The sequence below is a fragment of the Dyadobacter psychrotolerans genome (assembly GCF_004349265.1).
GTDB classification, from domain to species: domain Bacteria; phylum Bacteroidota; class Bacteroidia; order Cytophagales; family Spirosomataceae; genus Dyadobacter; species Dyadobacter psychrotolerans.
Window position 1 is genome coordinate 115,392 of the sequence record NZ_SMFL01000014.1, and the last position, 18,871, is coordinate 134,262.

Annotated in this window: 18 protein-coding genes; 5 read left to right on the forward strand and 13 right to left on the reverse strand. The window is 43.9% G+C overall.

Going from position 1 to position 18,871, the window contains the following annotated elements; translation table 11 throughout:
• Positions 1-44: 44 nt before the first annotated feature.
• The 8 genes from E0F88_RS27320 to E0F88_RS27355 form a co-directional block, all read right to left on the reverse strand.
• The gene (locus E0F88_RS27320) at positions 45-647 is read right to left on the reverse strand and encodes a hypothetical protein (RefSeq protein ID WP_131961513.1); all 603 of its coding nucleotides are present in this window, start codon (positions 645-647) and stop codon (positions 45-47) included.
• A gap of 46 nt (positions 648-693) precedes the next feature.
• Positions 694-1,575 carry an alpha/beta hydrolase gene (locus E0F88_RS27325; RefSeq protein WP_229213932.1) on the reverse strand — a complete coding sequence of 294 codons (882 nt, stop codon included), beginning with the start codon at positions 1,573-1,575 and terminating at the stop codon, positions 694-696.
• 13 nt (positions 1,576-1,588) lie between these two features.
• A complete protein-coding gene (locus E0F88_RS27330; protein ID WP_131961515.1) occupies positions 1,589-2,485 on the reverse strand; it encodes an SDR family NAD(P)-dependent oxidoreductase in 897 nt (298 codons plus the stop codon).
• A 41-nt stretch (positions 2,486-2,526) separates the two neighbouring features.
• A complete protein-coding gene (locus tag E0F88_RS27335) occupies positions 2,527-3,336 on the reverse strand; it encodes an enoyl-CoA hydratase/isomerase family protein (RefSeq protein WP_131961517.1) in 810 nt (269 codons plus the stop codon).
• Between the two features lie 49 nt (positions 3,337-3,385).
• The gene (locus tag E0F88_RS27340) at positions 3,386-4,249 is read right to left on the reverse strand and encodes an alpha/beta fold hydrolase (protein WP_131961518.1); all 864 of its coding nucleotides are present in this window, start codon (positions 4,247-4,249) and stop codon (positions 3,386-3,388) included.
• Positions 4,250-4,255: 6 nt separating this feature from the next.
• Positions 4,256-5,092 (reverse strand): alpha/beta fold hydrolase, encoded by an 837-nt coding sequence (locus tag E0F88_RS27345; protein WP_131961520.1) that lies wholly within the window; start codon positions 5,090-5,092, stop codon positions 4,256-4,258.
• A gap of 296 nt (positions 5,093-5,388) precedes the next feature.
• Positions 5,389-7,686 (reverse strand): GAF domain-containing protein, encoded by a 2,298-nt coding sequence (locus E0F88_RS27350; protein ID WP_131961522.1) that lies wholly within the window; start codon positions 7,684-7,686, stop codon positions 5,389-5,391.
• A 63-nt stretch (positions 7,687-7,749) separates the two neighbouring features.
• Positions 7,750-7,986 (reverse strand): hypothetical protein, encoded by a 237-nt coding sequence (locus tag E0F88_RS27355; RefSeq protein ID WP_220466390.1) that lies wholly within the window; start codon positions 7,984-7,986, stop codon positions 7,750-7,752.
• A gap of 84 nt (positions 7,987-8,070) precedes the next feature.
• Between E0F88_RS27355 and E0F88_RS27360 the strand changes: the two genes are divergently transcribed.
• The 5 genes from E0F88_RS27360 (at position 8,071) to E0F88_RS27380 (ending at position 14,968) form a co-directional block, all read left to right on the forward strand.
• Positions 8,071-8,766 (forward strand): hydrolase, encoded by a 696-nt coding sequence (locus E0F88_RS27360; protein WP_131961524.1) that lies wholly within the window; start codon positions 8,071-8,073, stop codon positions 8,764-8,766.
• Between the two features lie 56 nt (positions 8,767-8,822).
• Positions 8,823-10,601 (forward strand): amidohydrolase, encoded by a 1,779-nt coding sequence (locus E0F88_RS27365; RefSeq protein WP_131961525.1) that lies wholly within the window; start codon positions 8,823-8,825, stop codon positions 10,599-10,601.
• A gap of 10 nt (positions 10,602-10,611) precedes the next feature.
• On the forward strand, positions 10,612-12,027 hold the full coding sequence (locus tag E0F88_RS27370; protein WP_131961526.1) for an alginate export family protein: 1,416 nt from the start codon (positions 10,612-10,614) through the stop codon (positions 12,025-12,027).
• 97 nt (positions 12,028-12,124) lie between these two features.
• A complete protein-coding gene (locus E0F88_RS27375; protein WP_131961527.1) occupies positions 12,125-14,062 on the forward strand; it encodes a sigma 54-interacting transcriptional regulator in 1,938 nt (645 codons plus the stop codon).
• A gap of 717 nt (positions 14,063-14,779) precedes the next feature.
• Entirely contained in the window at positions 14,780-14,968 is a 189-nt protein-coding gene (locus E0F88_RS27380) for a DEAD/DEAH box helicase (protein ID WP_131961528.1), read from the forward strand.
• Between the two features lie 934 nt (positions 14,969-15,902).
• Here the strand turns inward: E0F88_RS27380 and E0F88_RS27385 are convergent.
• From E0F88_RS27385 to E0F88_RS27405, 5 genes are all read right to left on the reverse strand, one after another.
• Positions 15,903-16,259, reverse strand: a complete 357-nt coding sequence (locus tag E0F88_RS27385) for a hypothetical protein (RefSeq protein ID WP_131961529.1) — start codon at positions 16,257-16,259, stop codon at positions 15,903-15,905.
• A 173-nt stretch (positions 16,260-16,432) separates the two neighbouring features.
• Positions 16,433-16,747, reverse strand: a complete 315-nt coding sequence (locus tag E0F88_RS27390; RefSeq protein WP_131961530.1) for a hypothetical protein — start codon at positions 16,745-16,747, stop codon at positions 16,433-16,435.
• A 130-nt stretch (positions 16,748-16,877) separates the two neighbouring features.
• A complete protein-coding gene (locus E0F88_RS27395) occupies positions 16,878-17,153 on the reverse strand; it encodes a hypothetical protein (RefSeq protein WP_131961531.1) in 276 nt (91 codons plus the stop codon).
• Positions 17,154-17,167: 14 nt separating this feature from the next.
• Positions 17,168-18,424 (reverse strand): Y-family DNA polymerase, encoded by a 1,257-nt coding sequence (locus E0F88_RS27400; protein WP_131961532.1) that lies wholly within the window; start codon positions 18,422-18,424, stop codon positions 17,168-17,170.
• Complete coding sequence (locus E0F88_RS27405) at positions 18,425-18,868, reverse strand: LexA family protein (protein WP_131961533.1); 444 nt, start codon at positions 18,866-18,868, stop codon at positions 18,425-18,427. It lies immediately after the preceding gene.
• Positions 18,869-18,871: the final 3 nt, after the last annotated feature.

The window sequence follows — 18,871 nt, forward strand, 5'->3', positions numbered from 1 at the left end:
GTAATTATTGATTAGAGACCGGCGTTAACCCAAGAGACTTCATACTATTTATCCGGAATATGCGCTCCGGTCTCTAACCATTCATCCAATGCTTTTCTGAATTCATCAACCGGAACTGGCGGAGCGGAGCGGCCTTTCCCAGGATTCCATGCCCACAAAACCAAAGAGTCCGTACTCATGTGTTTAACCAGATCAGCGGGGCTTCGCCCTCCGTTTTTACTTTTATCCAATAATGCATGTGCAATCTCAACATCGGTGAGTCCAAACCAGCCCATGGTTTTTGGAGCAAGTCCCCAATGCGGCGCTCCCGGTACGTTTGTATAACCGTTATTTTCCTTGTGATGGCAGGTAGCACATTTTTGTACAAGTCCTCCATGGTCGTCTTCCCCACGATTAACATTGAAAGGATGCAAACGGTGTACATTACCTTGGCGGGGAATATCATTGGTCGGATGACAGTTTATACATCGTGGACTTTTAATTACTTCCATAACAGTACCAAACGCTTTCAATGATTTTTCCCTGTCGTCCTCATTTACTGGCTTGAGTAAAGAAGTATCTTTATAATTCACCAGAACGGTTGCGTTCAGCATTCCTGTAAGTCCCAGGCCAATGATCATTACTTTAAAAAAAGTCAGTTTCAACATGAGCTATGTGTTTAAAGATGGTCAGGGTACTTGTAACAAAACCTGATTAATGACTGTTTACCCATGAGATGATATAATCCGCGTCATCCTTCCAGTTGGGTTGCGACATGGCCAGGTGATTGGTCCCTTTGAACTCTTTGTAATCGATCACTGCAGCTTTTGAACCCTTCTTTTTGTAGCGTTTATATGTTTTCTTGTTTAAGGAAGCAGGCATAATATGATCCTCAGATCCGGAAACAAACAGCAAGGGAGCAAGTGGCTTTTTAAAATCTACTTTACCCGTCTTCTTCAAAGCGCCTCGCATCAGCACGCGTGATTCAGGAATAACAAGTTTGTCGTAGTACATTTTTTGCTGATCCAGCGGCATTCCGTTGGTGAATGCATACTGCCACTGCTTGAAAGACATCAGAAAGGGCTTTTTAGCAGACTTAAAAATCCCTAGCGGCGCCCATAGCGATTTGATGAAAGAATGTTTTAAAGTAATTACGCCCTTTGGTGGAACGGAATGATAAGCAATGCCTGCTGCACCTATACCTCTCTGCAATAATAACTGAACGATGAGCCCTCCAAACGAATGACCGATTAAGATTGGTTTTTCGGGCAGTTTTGATATCAGATCCGCATGATAATCTACAACGGATTTCAGACTAAGGGAAGCAAGATCCTTGTCGGGATGACGACTTCTTAAGTTTTCGGCACTACCTTCCTTGTAAGGCCATGCAGGTGCAATGGTCTTATAACCTTTGCTTTCAAAATAAGTTTTCCATTCATCCCAGCCACTGTTACTAACAAATGCACCAGTAATAAAAACAACGGTTTTGGAATCGACAGTTTTGAGAAGACTGTCGTTTTGTGTCTGTGAAAAAGCGGTTGTCTGACACATCAGGGCGGTCAGTAAAAAAAGGCATTTCAATAGTAGTAACTTCATTTTTAAATGAGTTTTAATGGTGATTTTGCAGTGACGGGCTTTGTTTTGCCACGCCGGCAGCATACAGGATAGTATCCACTATCTGCCGGATTGATTGATTCGTCTCAGAGATTGAATCCGCTAATGGTCCGCCATTGATAATTGTCCACAGCTGCCTTTGCCCCTTTTCCTGACCGATCAATTCTGCAATGACACCTGCGACCTCGGCCGTATCCGGATTTTCAGGGCCAGGTGTAAACAGGTTTACGACTGACGCTTTGAATTTTCGCATATCTGCACCATAATATTTTTCGCTGTCAGGGTTTGCGGGAATGGCCTGCCGGGTAAAAATGTCGGTCGAAGGATAGGCCCCTGGCTGAACAATAGCGACATCAATCCCCGACGACATCAGTTCGTAATAGTAACTGACGGATAAGGCATCAACTGCCGCTTTTGTCGCGCCGTAAGCTCCCATGATGGGTATGGGCTGGCGGGAAGCAACACTTGAAAGTGTAATGATTAACCCATTCTTTTGAAGATGCATAAAAGGCAAAACCGCTTTGATCATCCGGTCGACACCAATCACATTGATCTGGAACATCTGATCCGTCTGGGTTGCACTAAGGGTTTCATTTAAACCAATGAACGCGGATCCTGCATTGTTGATCAAGACATCTATTTTTCCTTCCGAATGGGAAAGAATTTCACGAACCGCTTTTTCGACCGAAACATCACTGGTAACATCGAGTTCCACGATTTGAATATTAACATGCTGCTGTTCAGCCCAATGACGCAGATTTTTGGCGGTGTCTGCATTCGATGTATGAATGTTTCTCATGGTGGCATACACCTGATGTCCACTTTTTGCCAGGACCTGAGCTGTAATCATGCCAAATCCGCTACTGCTCCCGGTAAGAATGATATGCTTCATTTTAGTTGTATTTAAAATTAATTCAAGAACCGAATCATAGTTTACTGCGGACCTAATCTCTCTCCCATATTCAATTCAAAATCGCCTGGTTGCTGAAAGCCTTTAGAGAAAATGTCTTGAATTCTTGCCTGCGTGCCAGGCCAGTTGATGGCTTTGAAAAAGATCTCCTGTGTTTCGCTGAACTGTTCAACGGTTGCCAATCCCGTCCTTTCATATATGACCTTTTTGGCAGCAGCCATGGCTGCAGCTTCAAACCCTTCGAGACGTCTGGCAAAGCGGTCGACATATTCATCCAGTTCTGAATCAGCAATCGAGCGGTTAACCCACCCATACAGTTCAGCCCTGTCAGCATCGAAGTCATCCGCTCCGATAATTACTTCCAAAGCGCGCGCCCTGCCAATCATCTTTGGTAACCTTTCCAGTCCACCCCCACCCGGAATCAGACCACACCCAACTTCAATCTGGGCAAGCTTTGCTTTTTCCCTGCTTGCAAATCGAATGTCGAGTGCCTGAAGAAACTCGCTTCCCACCCCCCTTGCCCGGCCACGTATTAATCCGATTGTGATAAATGGTGCGAGTTCCAGCCGGCGTGCAACGGCCGGCCAGGGAGAGAATCCGGAAGGTCCGGCAGAAAGATCGAATTCCGCCGAGCGGACCAGATCTATATGAGCCATGAAATAATCGGGATTGGCGCTGTCAAAGACTACCACTTTGATTTCTTTGTCTGCTTCAAGTGTATCCATAAGATCCTCAAGATCTTTGATCATTTCGGGATCCATTAAATTCAGCGGCGGGTTGTCCAGCGTCACCTGCCAGTAAGCAGATGAGTGTTTGGCAATGTGTAAACTCATAAAATTGTGGTTAAGAAATGATTCAAGTAGTTGGATTTGACCCTGAGGCCTACAAATTGCTGCTGATGAAGGATGTGATGTACTCAGCTACCAGATCAGGATACTGATGCTGGACCCCATGGCCGCTTTCAGGAATGACAATCAACTGTGTGGTCGGCAGTCTGCGGTTCAGTGCAAACCAGTTCTCAGGAGGAAAACATATCTCGTGGTCAGCGGAAATCACCAATACGGGAATACTGGTCGTGCTAAACTTATCCCTGGATTTGTATACATCCTGTGCATAATCGGCGCCGCACAACATGTAATTATTCCAGAACTCCTCCGGAATCCGTAAATCAGGACTGCTCGCCCAATGTTTCATGCGTTCATGACTCAGTCTGGCTGCTTCCCTGCTGACCTCTGATGTGGGTTCAAAGAAAAGAATTGTCTCATCCTCCAGATCGTAATAGGGCTTGTAGGCGGTATCCAGAAAGATTTGCTCCATATCGTGCTCATTTGCGCCAGGTGGTTTGGTTCCTATCATGATGTTATGTGATACCAGCTCAGGATATTCGGTCATCACAATAGCGGAAACAAAACCTCCAAGTGACCAGCCCCCGACAATGATCTTTTCAAGATCGAGCGCCTGAGCCAGATCCCTGACATTGTTTGCAAAGGCGAGAACATTGCTTGGAGCCGTACCGGTTGATGAACCAAGTCCGCTGTAATCAAAAGTGATTACCCGGTAATTTTTTGCCAGTGCAGCCAGAAAGCCCGGATCCCAGGAATCCAGATTACCCCGGAAGCGGGCACATAGAATCATCGGCTGCCCGCTTCCCGCAGAGCGGTAAGCAATCTTGCCATCCGGGGTATGAGCAAAAAGTATTTCTGAGGATACCGCATCAAGTGCAGTTGTTTTTTCAAAGGTTTCCATATTTTTTTATTGTTTTAGAAAATTAACTACCTGATTGACAAACAACTCAGGATATTGAAACAGAGCACCATGCGCGGCGTCGGGATACAAATGCAGAAAAGCGTTACTTAACTGTTCAAAAAGAATGTATGAATTCTTAATTGGTACAATCCTGTCATAGCCACCATTAACAATCAATACCGGATGCACGATATTTTTCAGATCCGGGTAGCCAGCGTGTCTGGCAATGCCCCAATCTACAATGGCCTTTTGCTGGGAAGCAATAGATTGTTCCGTCATTTCGGGATCTCTATTTACCACTCTTTGGAAAATACGGGCCAGAAAATTCCTGCCTGACCGGAGGCTGTTTTCTGATTCACTAAAAAACATAAAAAGCATTCTCTCAACCGGTTCTTTCTGTGAAGCCAGGGCAACCGTAACAGGAAGATTCCCAAGCCCCTCGCTTCCCCTCGGTCCGGTTCCGACCAAAACAATTCTTCGTACCAGATCAGGCCTTTTGACAGCGATCACCTGCGCAATAAAACCACCTAGTGAAAATCCAAGCAGATCAATTTTTTGGAGCATCAGACTGTCAATGAAAGCCAGCGCGTCTTCTGCCATGGTATCAACACTGTCCGGTGTAATGCCGCTGCTGGAACCAACACCGGCATTGTTAAATAAAATGACCTGTTGATGAAGTGCTATTCCGTTGGTAACGAGCGGATCCCAGTTATCCATCGTCCCTGTAAAATGCTGTAAAAAGATTACCGGAACTTGTGAGCGATAACCAAAAGAACGGTATGCGAATTTTATTTCTCCACCTTGTACATGGCGGGTTTCTGCTGATAAATGAAGATTACTCATTATGTTGTTAGAGCGGTTAAATTACTCCGGTTCTGAATCCATGAGCCTTACTGGTTGTATTTTCCTTTAAGCTATAGGTCAAAAGTAGTTGGCTTGTACAGTAACGGCAATGTATAAATGTGGAGTAGTTTTGTACATTTTTGAAGCTATATTCCCAAAAAGCTAAAATTGTATATTGATCTGAAAACCGTAGACGCTACCCGGATAAAACAGACACACATCTTTTTATTCCCGATTGTAAAATTATAACCATACCCACTATACGCATTTCTTTTTATTCGTTCTCTGTCTGCGCGTCAGTGAATGATCTTAATCCTGAGTGCCTTCAGCCCGGATATCCCTTGTAAATCCTCTACTTGAAAACATTCAATCACCTCGTCGAGTAAATTTTTTCTTTGTAACTTGTGGATGTAGGACCTGTACTCATATTCGTCATCTGAGCTGGTATACACAATTGTAATTTTCCCGATCTGCGTGATACGCTCCTGTGTATCTTTAATATAAGCTTTGTCGATCCGCTTCTTTACAATCTCATAACGGGCATTATAACTGCCGTCGACGTCAAAGCGCTTTTCGTCCATTCTGAACCGAATGGAAATTCTGGTATTGTAAACCAGAATCAGGCTGGTAACCATCAGCGGGATCGGCAGAGATGATATTAACTGATGGTGTGCTTTTTCCATCTCACACAGGACCATCAGCTGCCAGAAACGAAGATTGTTCACAACAGTTAGGTCAAATTTTTCAAATGGCGATATCGACGGACCAATATAGAGATTATGTTCTACGCCGTCCGTTTTAAATCTTTCGTAATAGTGGGCAAAGACGGACTGTGCATCAGGCTGCCTGGCGTCGATGGTGGCAGCCATTTCCGTGTTTATCAAAGAAACAGTTTGCTCATACTGACGCCGGTTAAAATGAAAGCCACCGATTTTCTTGTCCAGATTAAAGAAATAAGAATCAATTTCCTTTCGCACAACCGTATCATTTATCTCTTTTAGAAAGGGATGAACATGCACCTGGGTGAAATGTAAAATATCCTGCTCGGTGCTGGCCTTTATCGGATCAGCAAGTTCGCGTAAAAACCGCCTGATCTGTGTTTTCGATGCTTGTAATCCTTCGGAATGCAGGTGACTGACAAGCTGCAGAATACCGTCAAGAGTGCTCAGTTGATGCTGCAGATCGTTTTGCACACTCCAGTTTCTTGCCTGTGATGAACCCTTGATATCAATTTGTCCATAGAGCGGAAAAACATCCTCAAATACAATTTCATCCAGTTCGTAACGCACACCTGCATAATGATCATAAAGATGTTTCTGCACCTGATCCTGGAATTTCCAGTACACACTCGGGTGAATGGATGTATACTTTTCCTGTATGATGGAAGTGGAGATATCTTTGAGCTGTATAAGTAATCTTTCAACAGATTCTGTCAGAAACGGCATGACCACATTCAATTTGTCGGCGTTGATGCTGTGCAGATCTCTTGGTTTGCTTCCCATCAGTTCCAGGACCCCAAGCAACTCGCCATTTTTAACGACCGGAGCCAGGACAAAACTTCCATAATTTCCTTTTTTAAAACTGTTAACCAAATTGCTTTCCGGATGCCGTGCTAAGAAAGCGTCAGTATCAGAAACAACGAAAGTCACTTTTCGCTCGATCAAACTTTTATAGGCTTGTTCGCAGAGTGCCAAATTCCCAGACTGCTCATCGATATTTTCACCGAGAATATAGCTGGGCATCTGATGGCCAAAGCCGGCTCTGATGAATTGATCCTGGCAGGTATTGAATATCGTAAAACCAACAGCAAGATCAGCCAGGTTATAAATAGACCGAAACAGAGAATGCACCTGACAGCTGAAATCTGACGAATGCAGTCCGGATAATTTTTCTTTAAATAACGAAACCGCATGCTCTACGGTTGCGTCATACATCGTCATAATAGCAAAACCACTCATCACCCAGCTGTTAACCGGGAATTTCTCTTTCCAAAGATCCAGGTCATCATAATTATTAATCAGACGCACAATGTCGGCTTCTGTAATCGGCACAGCGCTATTTGTAGGATAAAGCCTGATAAAATCAGTATTATACATGATACGGTAGTATTTTAAAACACCATCCGCAGTCGGAATTTCACAAAACATTGGTTGGTTGGCATCCAGTTTATAGCCATAGTGCTCATCAAGTATCATACAGCAACTCCTGATATAAAACTGATGCTCCGAAAAATCGCTGATCTGTATCTGAAAACCCTCTGCTGCTGATGTCAGTATTTTTTCAAGTCTCGCAGTCGGATTTACTATAAGCGCAGCATAGGGCAGGGTGACTGCCTTAATATCATTTTTGGAAAGACCGGATGGGAAAAACGTGTGGACCAGCTCGCCAATCAGATCTGAATAAGGCTGCATGCCGGTAAAGTCTGTTATCCCGTCTCGGAGCTCAGGATACTGATCAAGTTCAGACAACAATTCCCGCTCATTGAAAGTATACATGACAAGGTTATTCTCAACAAAGTCCTCCAGCTTTTCAATGATAGAATTAAATGAAAATTCAATCTTAAACGGGCTGGCTGTAGTCGAAATCTGGCTCATATCTTAAAGCAGGTAATAATGTTTGGGGTCATAGACGTATAAATCACCATCCAGGTCAGCCCTTTAAATCTTCGCAAAAGGTAAAACGTCCGGCGCAACAGTACTGTTAACCGATGCAATATTAAGACCGTTTTGTCTGGCCGGAAATGGATGTTTGAAGGTTGTTATTGTCTGGATTTTCAAAAGTGAATCCAAATCTGTCTGCTGACCCATGAAGGTGTCGGAAGCAGATAAAATGATACAACATAATCCAAAATCCATCCATTGTCCGACTTTCCAAATCCCATGAAATTTGCACAAGGATTTTAGATTCACTCACTAAGGATCCGCGAGTTATTATAGTAATCCAATTTTTATACGTCCATCCTAATACAAATTTCACTCATGAAAAAACAGTTTATTTCTTCTCTTTTATTTGCTTTAAGCATCTGTTCTTTTTCTTATGCACAGAAACCCGCCGCTTCGCTTCTTACGCCGACTAATCACGCTCTGGTATTGATCGATCACGAAAGTCAGATGGCTTTTCCTGTTAAAAACATCGGGATTGACGAACTCAGAAACAATGTTGCCATCATCGCAAGCGGCTCTAAAATATTCAATATTCCAACGGTGGTGACCACCGTTGCAGAAAAGTCATTCAGCGGGCCGGTATTTCCTGAACTGCTTGAGATTTATCCACAGGCGACATCTGGCTATATTGACAGGACGACTATGAACGCCTGGGAAGATGTCAATGCATACAAGGCCATCACTTCCAAAGGCAAAAAGAAGCTGGTGATTGCAGGATTATGGACCAGCGTCTGCATAGTGGGTCCTGTATTATCTGCCATCCAGGACGGCTATGAGGTATATGTAATAACTGACGCCTGTGGTGATGTCAGTACAGAAGCACATGAAATGGCCATTCAGCGTATGATCAAAGGCGGCGCCACCCCAATGACCTCAACGCAATATGTACTTGAAATTCAGCGGGACTGGGCCAGAAGTGCCACTTATCAGGGTGTTACAGATATCTTCAAGAATTTTGGCGGCGCTTACGGTATCGGGATCCAGTATTCGCGTGATATGCTAAAACATTAAGACCTGAATAAATCAGTCACAAAGCGGGCAGTGCTGCCCGCTTTCAAATCATTCCCATGAAATCGCTTATCATACTTACAACGATCCTTTATCTGGCTGATCTGCCCGGTTTTGCCCAAATCAAGGCGGATATGATCATAACCAATGGCCGGATCCATACTTTGGACCAGCAAAACAGTGTGACGCAGGCAGTTGCCATTGCAGGCAATAAGATTCTGATGACCGGAACAAACAAAGAAGTATCCAGGCTAAGCGGCAAACATACCAAAATAATCGATGCAAAAGGAAAAACGATCATTCCAGGCCTGTTTGACAGCCATTTGCATGTGATTCGTGGAGGACGCTTTTATAATACGGAACTTCGGTGGGACGGTGTAAAGACATTGAAACGCGCTTTGGAAATGCTCTCAGAGCAGGCCCGAAGAACACCGCCTGGTCAATGGGTAAGGGTTGTAGGCGGCTGGACCGAATACCAGTTTGAAGAAAAACGCCTTCCGACTCTTGATGAAATTAATCAGGCAACCGGCAATGTTCCTGCTTTCATTTTGTATTTATATGGCAAAGCATGGCTTAATAAAGCAGGTCTGCAGGCTTTAGATATCAACAGCGAAACGCCGAATCCTGCTGCCGGATTGATAGAGAAAGACATCGATGGAAATCCGACCGGTGTTTTAATTGCTGAGCCCAATGCATTTATCCTATACTCTACCCTGGCAAAATTGCCCGAATTATCCAGGGATGAAAAAATCAATTCAACACTCCAGTATATGAGCGAACTAAACCGGCTCGGGCTGACAGCAGTCATGGATGCAGGAGGTGGATTTCAAAATTTCCCGGACGATTATGCGATCACAGATTCTCTCAGCAAGCTTGGTAAGATCACCTTACGGCTCCCCTATTATCTATTTGCTCAAAAAAAGGGCAGTGAACTTGCAGACTATACCCGTTGGACCAGCCTGGCTGATATCGGCCGCAGCGATGGCAACCATCTCAATGAACTAGATTACCGCGTCGCAGGGGGTGGTGAAAATCTGGTTGCAGAGGCCGCCGACTTCGAAAACTTCCTGCTTCCAAGGCCGGATCTGCCGCAAACGATGGAAACAAACCTGCTGGCTGTTCTTGATCTGCTCATTAGCAAACGCTGGCCTTTCCGGCTGCATGCCACCTACGACGAAAGCATTACCAAAGATCTGGCGGTCATCGAAAAGGTTAATAAAAAATTACCGATCAACGGAATGCCATGGTTTATTGACCATGCCGAAACGATCAGCGAGGAAAACATGCAAAAGATTAAATCCCTGGGTGGCGGCATTGCCATTCAGCATCGGATGGCCTATCAGGGCGAGACTTTTATTAAACGCTACGGAAAAAAGGCAGCGCTTTACGCGCCACCTGTAAAACGGATGCTGGAAATAGGCCTGCCGGTAGGATTAGGTACAGATGGTACCCGCGTAGCTTCTTACAATCCCTGGGTTGCCCTGCAATGGATTACAACGGGTAAAACAGTTGGCGGCACCCAGGTAATGGCAACAGATAATCTGCCTGACAGAACAACGGCGTTAAGTCTGATGAGTTTCAGGGGATATTCCCTGATCAGTGAAGATAAAAACAAAGGTAGAATTCAGAAAGGCTACCTGGCAGATATGGTTATACTCAGCGATGATTATTTTTCTGTCGCAGACGATCAAATCCAGTTCATTACCGCTAACCTTACCATCGTCGACGGTAAGGTTGTATGGGCCGATCAGGACTATCAGTCGCTGGCTGCCGGCAAACTGCCAGTCATTCCTGACTGGAGCCCGGTGAAGTATTATGGGGGCTATCAAACAAAATAACCACCCGGTCATGAAATTGGCAGCTTTCTTTTTGTCGTACAGACCTGAATTCAGAAAAACTGTCTTTGTGTCCTTATTGATTTCAGGTTATTTTCAGCTCAGCGCCCAGCAGGTAAATTTCAGATCTCTTCGCTACGATGAAGACTATACCGCTTTTGGCAAAGACACCTTACACAACTGGTATCATCATTTAAAATACCGGCATGTGGACAAATTAAGTAAGGCTTACCTGTCGCTGGGTGGCGAAATCCGGTATCAGTATTTTTATTATCACAATCCGGAATGGGGCCAGCAGCCCAAAGACCGCGACGGATTTGTGTTAAGCAGATTTCTTGCTCATGCCGACCTTCACTTCGGCAAGCGGCTAAGATTATTTACCCAACTCCAGGGCAGCCTTGCAAGCGGAACCGTATCAGAAAACACGGCTGTCAATCAAAATCCTCTGGATCTTCATCAATTACTCTTCGATTATCTGATTTTTAATAAAGGCCACAAGAGTCTGCTGATCAGGTTCGGAAGGCAGGAGCTCAGCTATGGGTCTCAACGCCTGATCTCCGTTCGGGAAGCTCCCAATAACCGGCAGTCATTCGATGTTATCAAAGGAATGTATGAGTCAGAAAATTTTAGTGCCGATGTATTTTATGCTGATTATGTAATGGCCAAAACAGGCATTTTTGATGACCCCATTTTAGATAACTCCAACAAACTCGGGGCTTTCTATCTGGTTTTTAACACAGTCCCTGTGGTCCAAAATATTGATCTGTATTATTTTGGATTAAAAAAGCAGGTGAGCGTTTTTCAGGATGCTGACGGTAAGGAGCTCCGACATTCTTTCGGCAGCAGAATCTGGAAAACTAAAGGGAAATGGGTGTATGACTTGGAAGCGGTTTACCAGTTTGGAAACGTCAGTGAAAAAAAAGTCAGCGCCTGGACGATATCTTCCAACATTTTCTATGCGTTTCAATCTCTTAAATCAAAGCCGGTAGTCGGGCTAAAAACTGAGCTGATCAGCGGTGACCGCCATTTGAATGACCAAAGACTGAATACCTTTAATCCCCTTTATCCCAAGGGTGCTTACTTCGGACTTGCTTCCCTGATCGGACCTTACAACCTGCGTGATCTTCACCCCTATTTTCAAATTAACTTATCCCCAAAAATATCATGGCTGGCAGACTATGATCTTTTCTGGAGGATGCGCAAAAGCGACGGCGTTTACGCGGTCAATGGAAAAATTTTATATCCCGGCCATACTGCCTCTTCGCGTTTTATTGGTAGTCAGCTCGGAACAGAGCTTGATTTTCGGCCCAATCCGTTTTTATATTTTCGCGCAGAGTTCACCTGGTTTAATTCAGGTGGCTACCTTAAAGAAGCAGGACCTGGCAAAGATATTACCATGACGGGTGTGACCGCGCAGCTCAGGTTTTAATGGTGTTTCATTTTCAGGAGAGCCCGTTGTCATCTTTGTATATTTGCTGAGTTTGCCTTAGATTAACATTCTGATACATGAATTGAATCACAACGCTATGAACAATAAGGTACTGATCGTAGAAGACCAGTTTATAGAAGCCAACAACCTGCAGATGATTCTGGAGCGGGCAGGCTATAGCGTATGTACGATCGCGCTCTCTGTACCTCAGGCCCTGAAAATTGTTGAAGAAGAGAGTCCTGGTCTGGTTTTACTTGATATATTTTTACAGGGTAACCTGACCGGAATTGACCTGGCCAAAATATTAAAAGAAAAAAATATTGCTTTCATTTATCTCTCAGCGAATTCAAACAAGAACATTCTCGAAGCGGCAAAACAGACCAAACCATACGGTTTTTTGGTAAAGCCGTTTCGTGAAAAGGATGTGCTGGTTACCCTGAATATTTCCAACTACCTGCATGAGCAGAACCTGGATGCCATTCAAAGAAGAGAAGCCGGTCTTCTGGAACAGCTCAAAGGTTCGGTGGCAGAATCATCGGGATTTGAGCAAAAAGTAATTGCACTTGCCAAGGCATTTCAGGCCTATGTTCCATTCGATTTTATTACGACGCTGCCTTTTGATCCAACCGGTAAGCCGGAGAAGATACATGGCTTTCACAGAATTGGCCTCAATCAATACAAAATGCTTTCCCAGGAAGATCTTTTGCAATTGACAGGCATATCAAGGCAGGATATTCTCTACTTACAAAAAGCAGCTTACAAAGAAACGAGGACGAGTTTTTATAATCAAAACACTTTTAAACAGGTTCACAATTCAGGTTCTTTTAAACGAATTCTTGCTGATATCTACGACACAGAATCCTGTCTCTCCATGTCAATTCATCTCACGGATGGGACGCTATATCAGTTTTTCCTTTTTAGCCAGAATCCCAATGCATACTATACAGACCATGTTGCGATGTTCAACCGCTGGAAAGTGCTCATCACGGATGCTTTTGAGAACAACACTCCGAAAACAGCAAAAGGTAATGTGCTTATAGCATCGGCCGGAAATAATTCAAACAGTGCACAGCAAGACGAATTGTTTGAAGGAATTATTGGAAGAAATCATGGTCTACTCGCCGTTCTGGATCATATCACTGTTGTCAGCCCATCGGACACCTCCGTTTTCATTGTAGGCGAGAGCGGAACGGGCAAGGAAAGCATAGCCGACGCGATACATCGTCTTTCACCGAGAAAAAATAAACCTTTTATTAAAGTAAACTGTGCCGCCCTGCCCGCTTCCTTAATTGAATCAGAATTATTTGGCCATGAAAAAGGTGCATTTACCGGTGCTACCGAAAAAAGGATCGGTAAGTTTGAACAGGCAGAGGGCGGAACGATATTTCTGGACGAAATCGGCGAAATGCACTTTGATGCCCAGGTAAAGCTGCTGCGTGTACTGCAGGAAAAAGAAATAGAACGTGTGGGTGGAACGATGCCAATTAAGATAAATGTACGCGTGATTGCAGCAACCAACCGGGAAATGGAAGTGGAAGTATCAAAAGGTCGTTTTCGGCTTGATTTATACTATCGGCTGAATGTGTTTCCAATTGTAATTCCACCACTCCGGCAACGAAAAGACGACATTGCTGAGCTTGCGAAACATTTTACCGATGAGTTTGCCAGTCAATACCGAAAAAAAATCAGTGGAGTCTCTGATAAAGTGATGCAGGAAATGCTCTCATATCAGTGGCCTGGAAATATTCGTGAGCTCAGAAACCAAATTGAGAGGGGTGTTTTGCTTGCACAGGGCACTGTTATCAATGAACTTAACCTGCCAAAAGGTTCTGGTATGGAACAGGCAGACAATACAACCAAACCCCGGTTAAAATCCATGGAAGAAAATGAACGTGATCATATCATGGAAGTGCTCAAAAGCTGTAATGGAAAAATATTCGGAAAAGGTGGCGCAGCCGAAGTCCTGGGCTTGAATACTTCAACGCTAAACTCCAGGATAAAAAAACTCGGCATTGATAAGGAAAAGATTTTCTAACCTTGAAATTTACAATCCGCGTCAAATGCTGGATTTTCATTGCACAGGTCTTTGATTCAATTCCAGTCATATCAAATATGTAAAATCCGAACCACTCAAGAAATCAACGTGATCCCATCAGGCTAGTCGTTAAAAACTGCAAGGGAAAAATATTCAGAAAAACGTTGCGCAGCTGACATCCCCGGTGTAAACTTCCAGCCTTAGCTCTGGGATAAAAAAGCTGCGCATTGAATAATAAAAAACATACTAAAATGTCCCATGATCCGGTAGGAATAGCCGGTTGCCAATGATACTCTTCAACCGGCAGCAGTGACCGATGACAGATCATCGGCCCATGGATGGATCAGAATTCACCCTTAGTTTATACACTTGCCGACCGGCAGGAAATGAAACTAGCTGGCAGGGCATCCCAACCGGCGGACAGATACCGCAGTAATAGCGTTGATTGTCATAATAGCCCGGCTGGCAAAAGTTCCCCCGCAGCATCTTGCTTGGGGTTTTCAAGCTTTACAAACTCCTCGGACTGATTAGTCGACAGCTGAAATTCTGTAAAATTTGCTATGCCTATCTGGTTGGTAAAACCAGAGAAGACCAAAGAAACAAGTTGGTCCAGCGCTTTCAAACCGATTATGATACCCGCGTATTTCTATTCAGTCTGAAAGCAGGCGGCACACAGTAAAATCTAACGGCCGCAAAGTATGTTTTCCGATTTGTTCCATGGAGAACCCTGCCGGTGAATCACAGGCCATTGAACAATGTTACCGTATTGGACAAAAGAATAATGTGATGGCTTACAGGATGATTTGCAAGGATACTTTGGAGGAAAAAAATGTGCAGGAGCAGAGTCGAAAGCTTGCTGATGAGCATGTTTCTGCAAGAGGTGGTCCGCTAGACACTATGAACTAGCAGGACATTCCTTAATCGTTTAACTAAACCACGAATGGTACAACTACAACCGCTAACCGTCAATACACCGGTTCCTTAGCAGCGAATCAAGCTGATAAGTGAGCTAAAATTAGTTTGCTAGAAGCTTTTAGCTTCAAATCATCTACAATCGCTGCGTAGGTTTTGTAGTGTTACAAAAAAAAGACAATATACTAACTCAACTTATGCATATTAGCTTTATTAATCTTTTTTATTTTTTTTCTAACTAACAATCCGACACGCTTAAAAGCTAATATAGCAGAAACATGAAACCGACTTTTAGGTCGTTAACCTCTCACTTAACACAGACCTATCGAAATATGACCATTCAATAAAAGGTACTATTTTGATTGTCTTTTTCTGAAATGATAATAATACCCAGCGCCATCGGGTTTATTTTCAGCAAAACCATTTATATATTCCCACCCGTTTCGCTCAAAAAAGTTCAAGACAGCTCCAGTGGAATGAAAACCATTTTCCTTTTGGTTTCAGGTTCCAATACCAAAAGCTCATCTCTTCGATTTCCTGCACTTTGGGAATTCGAATCGTCTCTCTGCCCGAAGTCAACAGATACATAGACGATATTTCTTTTCACACGTCGATTTACATAGACCTCTACGATTTTGACGCTGTCTATAAGATTGATATCTACATCTCCAACGAAAATTTGACTAAAAGAACAAGTTGATAGAAAAAGAAGGCTGACTAATAGCAGGAATGATTTCATAAAAGCAACAGTATATATACGATTCTGTTAATTCGCGTTTCAACTTAGAATTTTTTTCATGCGCCCGGAACAGCACTGTTTAGATGACAGAAGTGATCCGTTTGACTAAAAACTGCTCCAAACACCGAACATTACAATTGGTGCTACCTGACTATATTCCCAAGTTCGGTAAATACCTAGACCAGCACATCATTGTGATTCCTTAGCCGGTGACGTGCCTGCTTTTACTCTAGAATTTTGAGCATGTTCAAGTGATCGCGACCATTTTAGATCACTTCGATCACGATTCCACAGCCAGGCTAATTCTTCCGCGGTTGGGTTACATCGTTCGATAATTTGTAAAACAGTAAGCCCCTTTTTCCAAACCAGGATATAAAGCTCATTTTCCCGTTCAGTATATTCCTTCAACGGCCTGTCTTTCAAATAGACTTTTGTCTCATCAGTGTGTCTTTCCACAACTGGCAAGATGTCACGGAGGTGGATAAGCTTTGGTTTTTGATCGCCTGGATGGTCTGACTGGGTTTCTTCGTTCGTTTTATCTGTCATTTCTCCATTTATTTAGCTGATAGATGTGAATCTTGTTATTTAATGATAACCTCCAAGTCAACACTTCCCCTCAAATTGTGCAGTGGACAAATCAGCTTATCTCCTACAACCTGCATCGTGGTTCCCAGGTGCGGGCAGATCTTCCCTTTGCAGGACTTGCCGACCATTGAATCCTACCACTGGTAATACTTCTTAATTGGGGTTTTGCCTTTGTAGTTGTCCGACCCAGGCGGTGGCGGTTTAATTCCGGTTGTTAGCCGCATACACTTTTTGCCTTTGATTTCAATGCCTTTGAATACGTGAAGATTGTCTGCGGTAACGTCAATTATAGTGTTGGTCCTACCAAGATCATCAACAGCATATCTGGAATGTATCTCATCGTCGATAAATCGGCCGTCCAGGTGATAGTGAAAAAAGTAAATCCCAAACTTTACGTCGGTGTGCTTTTCTCCCAGGATTGGAACGGAGATTATTTTGTCCGTTTCCACTTGGATTTACGCACATCTTACATAATACAGTTTTCCGATTTGCAACTCGCATTTGTCGTCAACAATTTTCAAAAAGTCCCGGTTATGGGGTTTTAAACTTTTCCTGATACGCAGCTAACAGATGTTGGCTTTATCCCTTCCAAACCGGCTGCGCCATAATCTTTGCTTCGTCCGGATCGATGGATAGCAAAAACAACTCAGCTGCGTCGTAATATTCACTTTTTCCGCATTTGTGATCGTGGTAAATTTTTACGGATTCACCGGCTTTTTCAAACATTCGCAGGTTTCTGGTGATTACGTCGTTGGGAGTCATTTTTTTGTTCACGTCCAACTTGTTGCGGACAAGCTGTAAACGGCTGTGCAGTGCATGCACGAAGATAGAGTAGTTTTTTTTGACTGGTGCCATTGTATTTCAGTCTTTTAACAGCTTATTGTGATGATCTCGTTAATCCGCGTAGTGTACCGGGGCGATAGGCGTTCTTGCTTCATTTTCCAAACTCTGTCCAGATCCTGGGACGCTAGCTTAACCTTCTGTTGTCCCAGTGCATGGTTTAGTTTGTCTACTACGGCCATGAGATTTGCATGCCTTGGGTCGGAGTTTTCAAATATCATGCGCTGCGTATCGGCTGCGGGTGCGAGTTCCATTGCAAGCACTCCGGCTTTTTTGTATCCATATCCTGGCTGATAAATGCGTTTCAATGCGTCGACTGCGAAGTGAGCAAGTTCCAGTCCGGAGTTTGTTGGAAACGGCAGCTTCATTGTAATGCTTTTGTTATGCTGCGGTTGATCGGCCCGGAATCGGTTGGTTAAAACAAACACCTGAATTACCCTGCAGGTGGAATCTTGCGCCCGTAATCGTTCTGCACAAATGGTGGCAAAGGTTATTACCCGTTCTTTCACCTTGTCCCACTCTGTATAATTTTCGTTAAAGCTGCGGGTTATGGCAATATTCTGTTTTGGCTTGGCTTCTTCCAGGTCCAAGGTTCTGATGCCAGCCAATTCCCGTTTTAGTCGAAGCCCTACAATACTCATATGCTTCTGTACCCACTCGTCTGGAAGCTGGGTAAATTGAAGTACCGTTCTGATACCCATCGCCTGCAGACGTTTAAAATGCTGCGGACCAATTCCCCAAACGTCGTCAATGGTGAATTTCGCAATTTCTTCTTCTAATCTTTCCACCGAATTCATGACATATACTCCGCCTGTCTCCGGACGTTTCTTTGCCAGCTTGTTGGCAATTTTCGCTAATGCTTTTGTTGGGGCAAAGCCAATTGAAATAGGTATTCCTGTACCCTGCGTAACCGCTTTTCTCATTTTTAAACCAATTTCCTGCAAACTGAAATAATCGAAGCCGTCAAATTTTAGGAACGATTCGTCAATTGAATAAACTTCGACATCAGGTGTAAATACGCTGAGCATGCCCATCACGCGTGAGCTTATATCTCCGTACAGCGCATAGTTGGAAGAAAATACATGAACGTTATTGTCCCTAAAAAACCGTTCATTCATGAAAGCCTGAGCACCCATTTTTATTCCCAGATCCTTTGCTTCCTTGCTTCGGGCAATCACGCAGCCGTCGTTGTTGCTAAGTACAACAATCGGTTTGCCTACCAGATCCGGACGGAAAAGGCGTTCGCATGAAGCGTAAAAATTGTTACAGTCGACCAGGGCAAACATTTAGAAGGATTTTATAACGTGAACAACAACACCCCAAATCTGGAAGTCGCTTTCTTCGGTCACGCGTATTGCAGGGTACTTGGGGTTTTCTGCTACCAGCCAGCAACCCTTTTTCTCAAACTGAATACGCTTTACCGTGAATGCTCCGTTCAGAAAAGCTACTATAATTTTACCTTCGGTAGCGTCCAGGCTCTTGTCTATTACGACGATATCGCCGTTGCAAATGTTGATATCACTCATCGAGTCACCTTCGATCCGGGCCAGGAACGTGGATGATGGATTTTTAATCAGTTCCTTGTTGAGGTCAATTGTCAAATCAATAAAGTCAGCTGCCGGCGACGGGAAGCCAGCAGCCAGACCAGGTATGACCACAAGTTCCAGTGCAGTTGTTACACTGGCAGAAAAGAATCGAAATTTTTCTGTTTCTGTAATTGCATCTCTCATATT

Coding starts and splice junctions, on each gene's coding strand:
- E0F88_RS27320 (WP_131961513.1), bottom strand. CDS start 647: ATGTTGAAACTGACTTTTTTTAAAGTAATGATCATTGGCCTGGGACTT.
- E0F88_RS27325 (WP_229213932.1), bottom strand. CDS start 1,575: ATGAAGTTACTACTATTGAAATGCCTTTTTTTACTGACCGCCCTGATG.
- E0F88_RS27330 (WP_131961515.1), bottom strand. CDS start 2,485: ATGAAGCATATCATTCTTACCGGGAGCAGTAGCGGATTTGGCATGATT.
- E0F88_RS27335 (WP_131961517.1), bottom strand. CDS start 3,336: ATGAGTTTACACATTGCCAAACACTCATCTGCTTACTGGCAGGTGACG.
- E0F88_RS27340 (WP_131961518.1), bottom strand. CDS start 4,249: ATGGAAACCTTTGAAAAAACAACTGCACTTGATGCGGTATCCTCAGAA.
- E0F88_RS27345 (WP_131961520.1), bottom strand. CDS start 5,092: ATGAGTAATCTTCATTTATCAGCAGAAACCCGCCATGTACAAGGTGGA.
- E0F88_RS27350 (WP_131961522.1), bottom strand. CDS start 7,686: ATGAGCCAGATTTCGACTACAGCCAGCCCGTTTAAGATTGAATTTTCA.
- E0F88_RS27360 (WP_131961524.1), top strand. CDS start 8,071: ATGAAAAAACAGTTTATTTCTTCTCTTTTATTTGCTTTAAGCATCTGT.
- E0F88_RS27365 (WP_131961525.1), top strand. CDS start 8,823: ATGAAATCGCTTATCATACTTACAACGATCCTTTATCTGGCTGATCTG.
- E0F88_RS27370 (WP_131961526.1), top strand. CDS start 10,612: ATGAAATTGGCAGCTTTCTTTTTGTCGTACAGACCTGAATTCAGAAAA.
- E0F88_RS27375 (WP_131961527.1), top strand. CDS start 12,125: ATGAACAATAAGGTACTGATCGTAGAAGACCAGTTTATAGAAGCCAAC.
- E0F88_RS27380 (WP_131961528.1), top strand. CDS start 14,780: ATGGAGAACCCTGCCGGTGAATCACAGGCCATTGAACAATGTTACCGT.
- E0F88_RS27385 (WP_131961529.1), bottom strand. CDS start 16,259: ATGACAGATAAAACGAACGAAGAAACCCAGTCAGACCATCCAGGCGAT.
- E0F88_RS27395 (WP_131961531.1), bottom strand. CDS start 17,153: ATGGCACCAGTCAAAAAAAACTACTCTATCTTCGTGCATGCACTGCAC.
- E0F88_RS27400 (WP_131961532.1), bottom strand. CDS start 18,424: ATGTTTGCCCTGGTCGACTGTAACAATTTTTACGCTTCATGCGAACGC.
- E0F88_RS27405 (WP_131961533.1), bottom strand. CDS start 18,868: ATGAGAGATGCAATTACAGAAACAGAAAAATTTCGATTCTTTTCTGCC.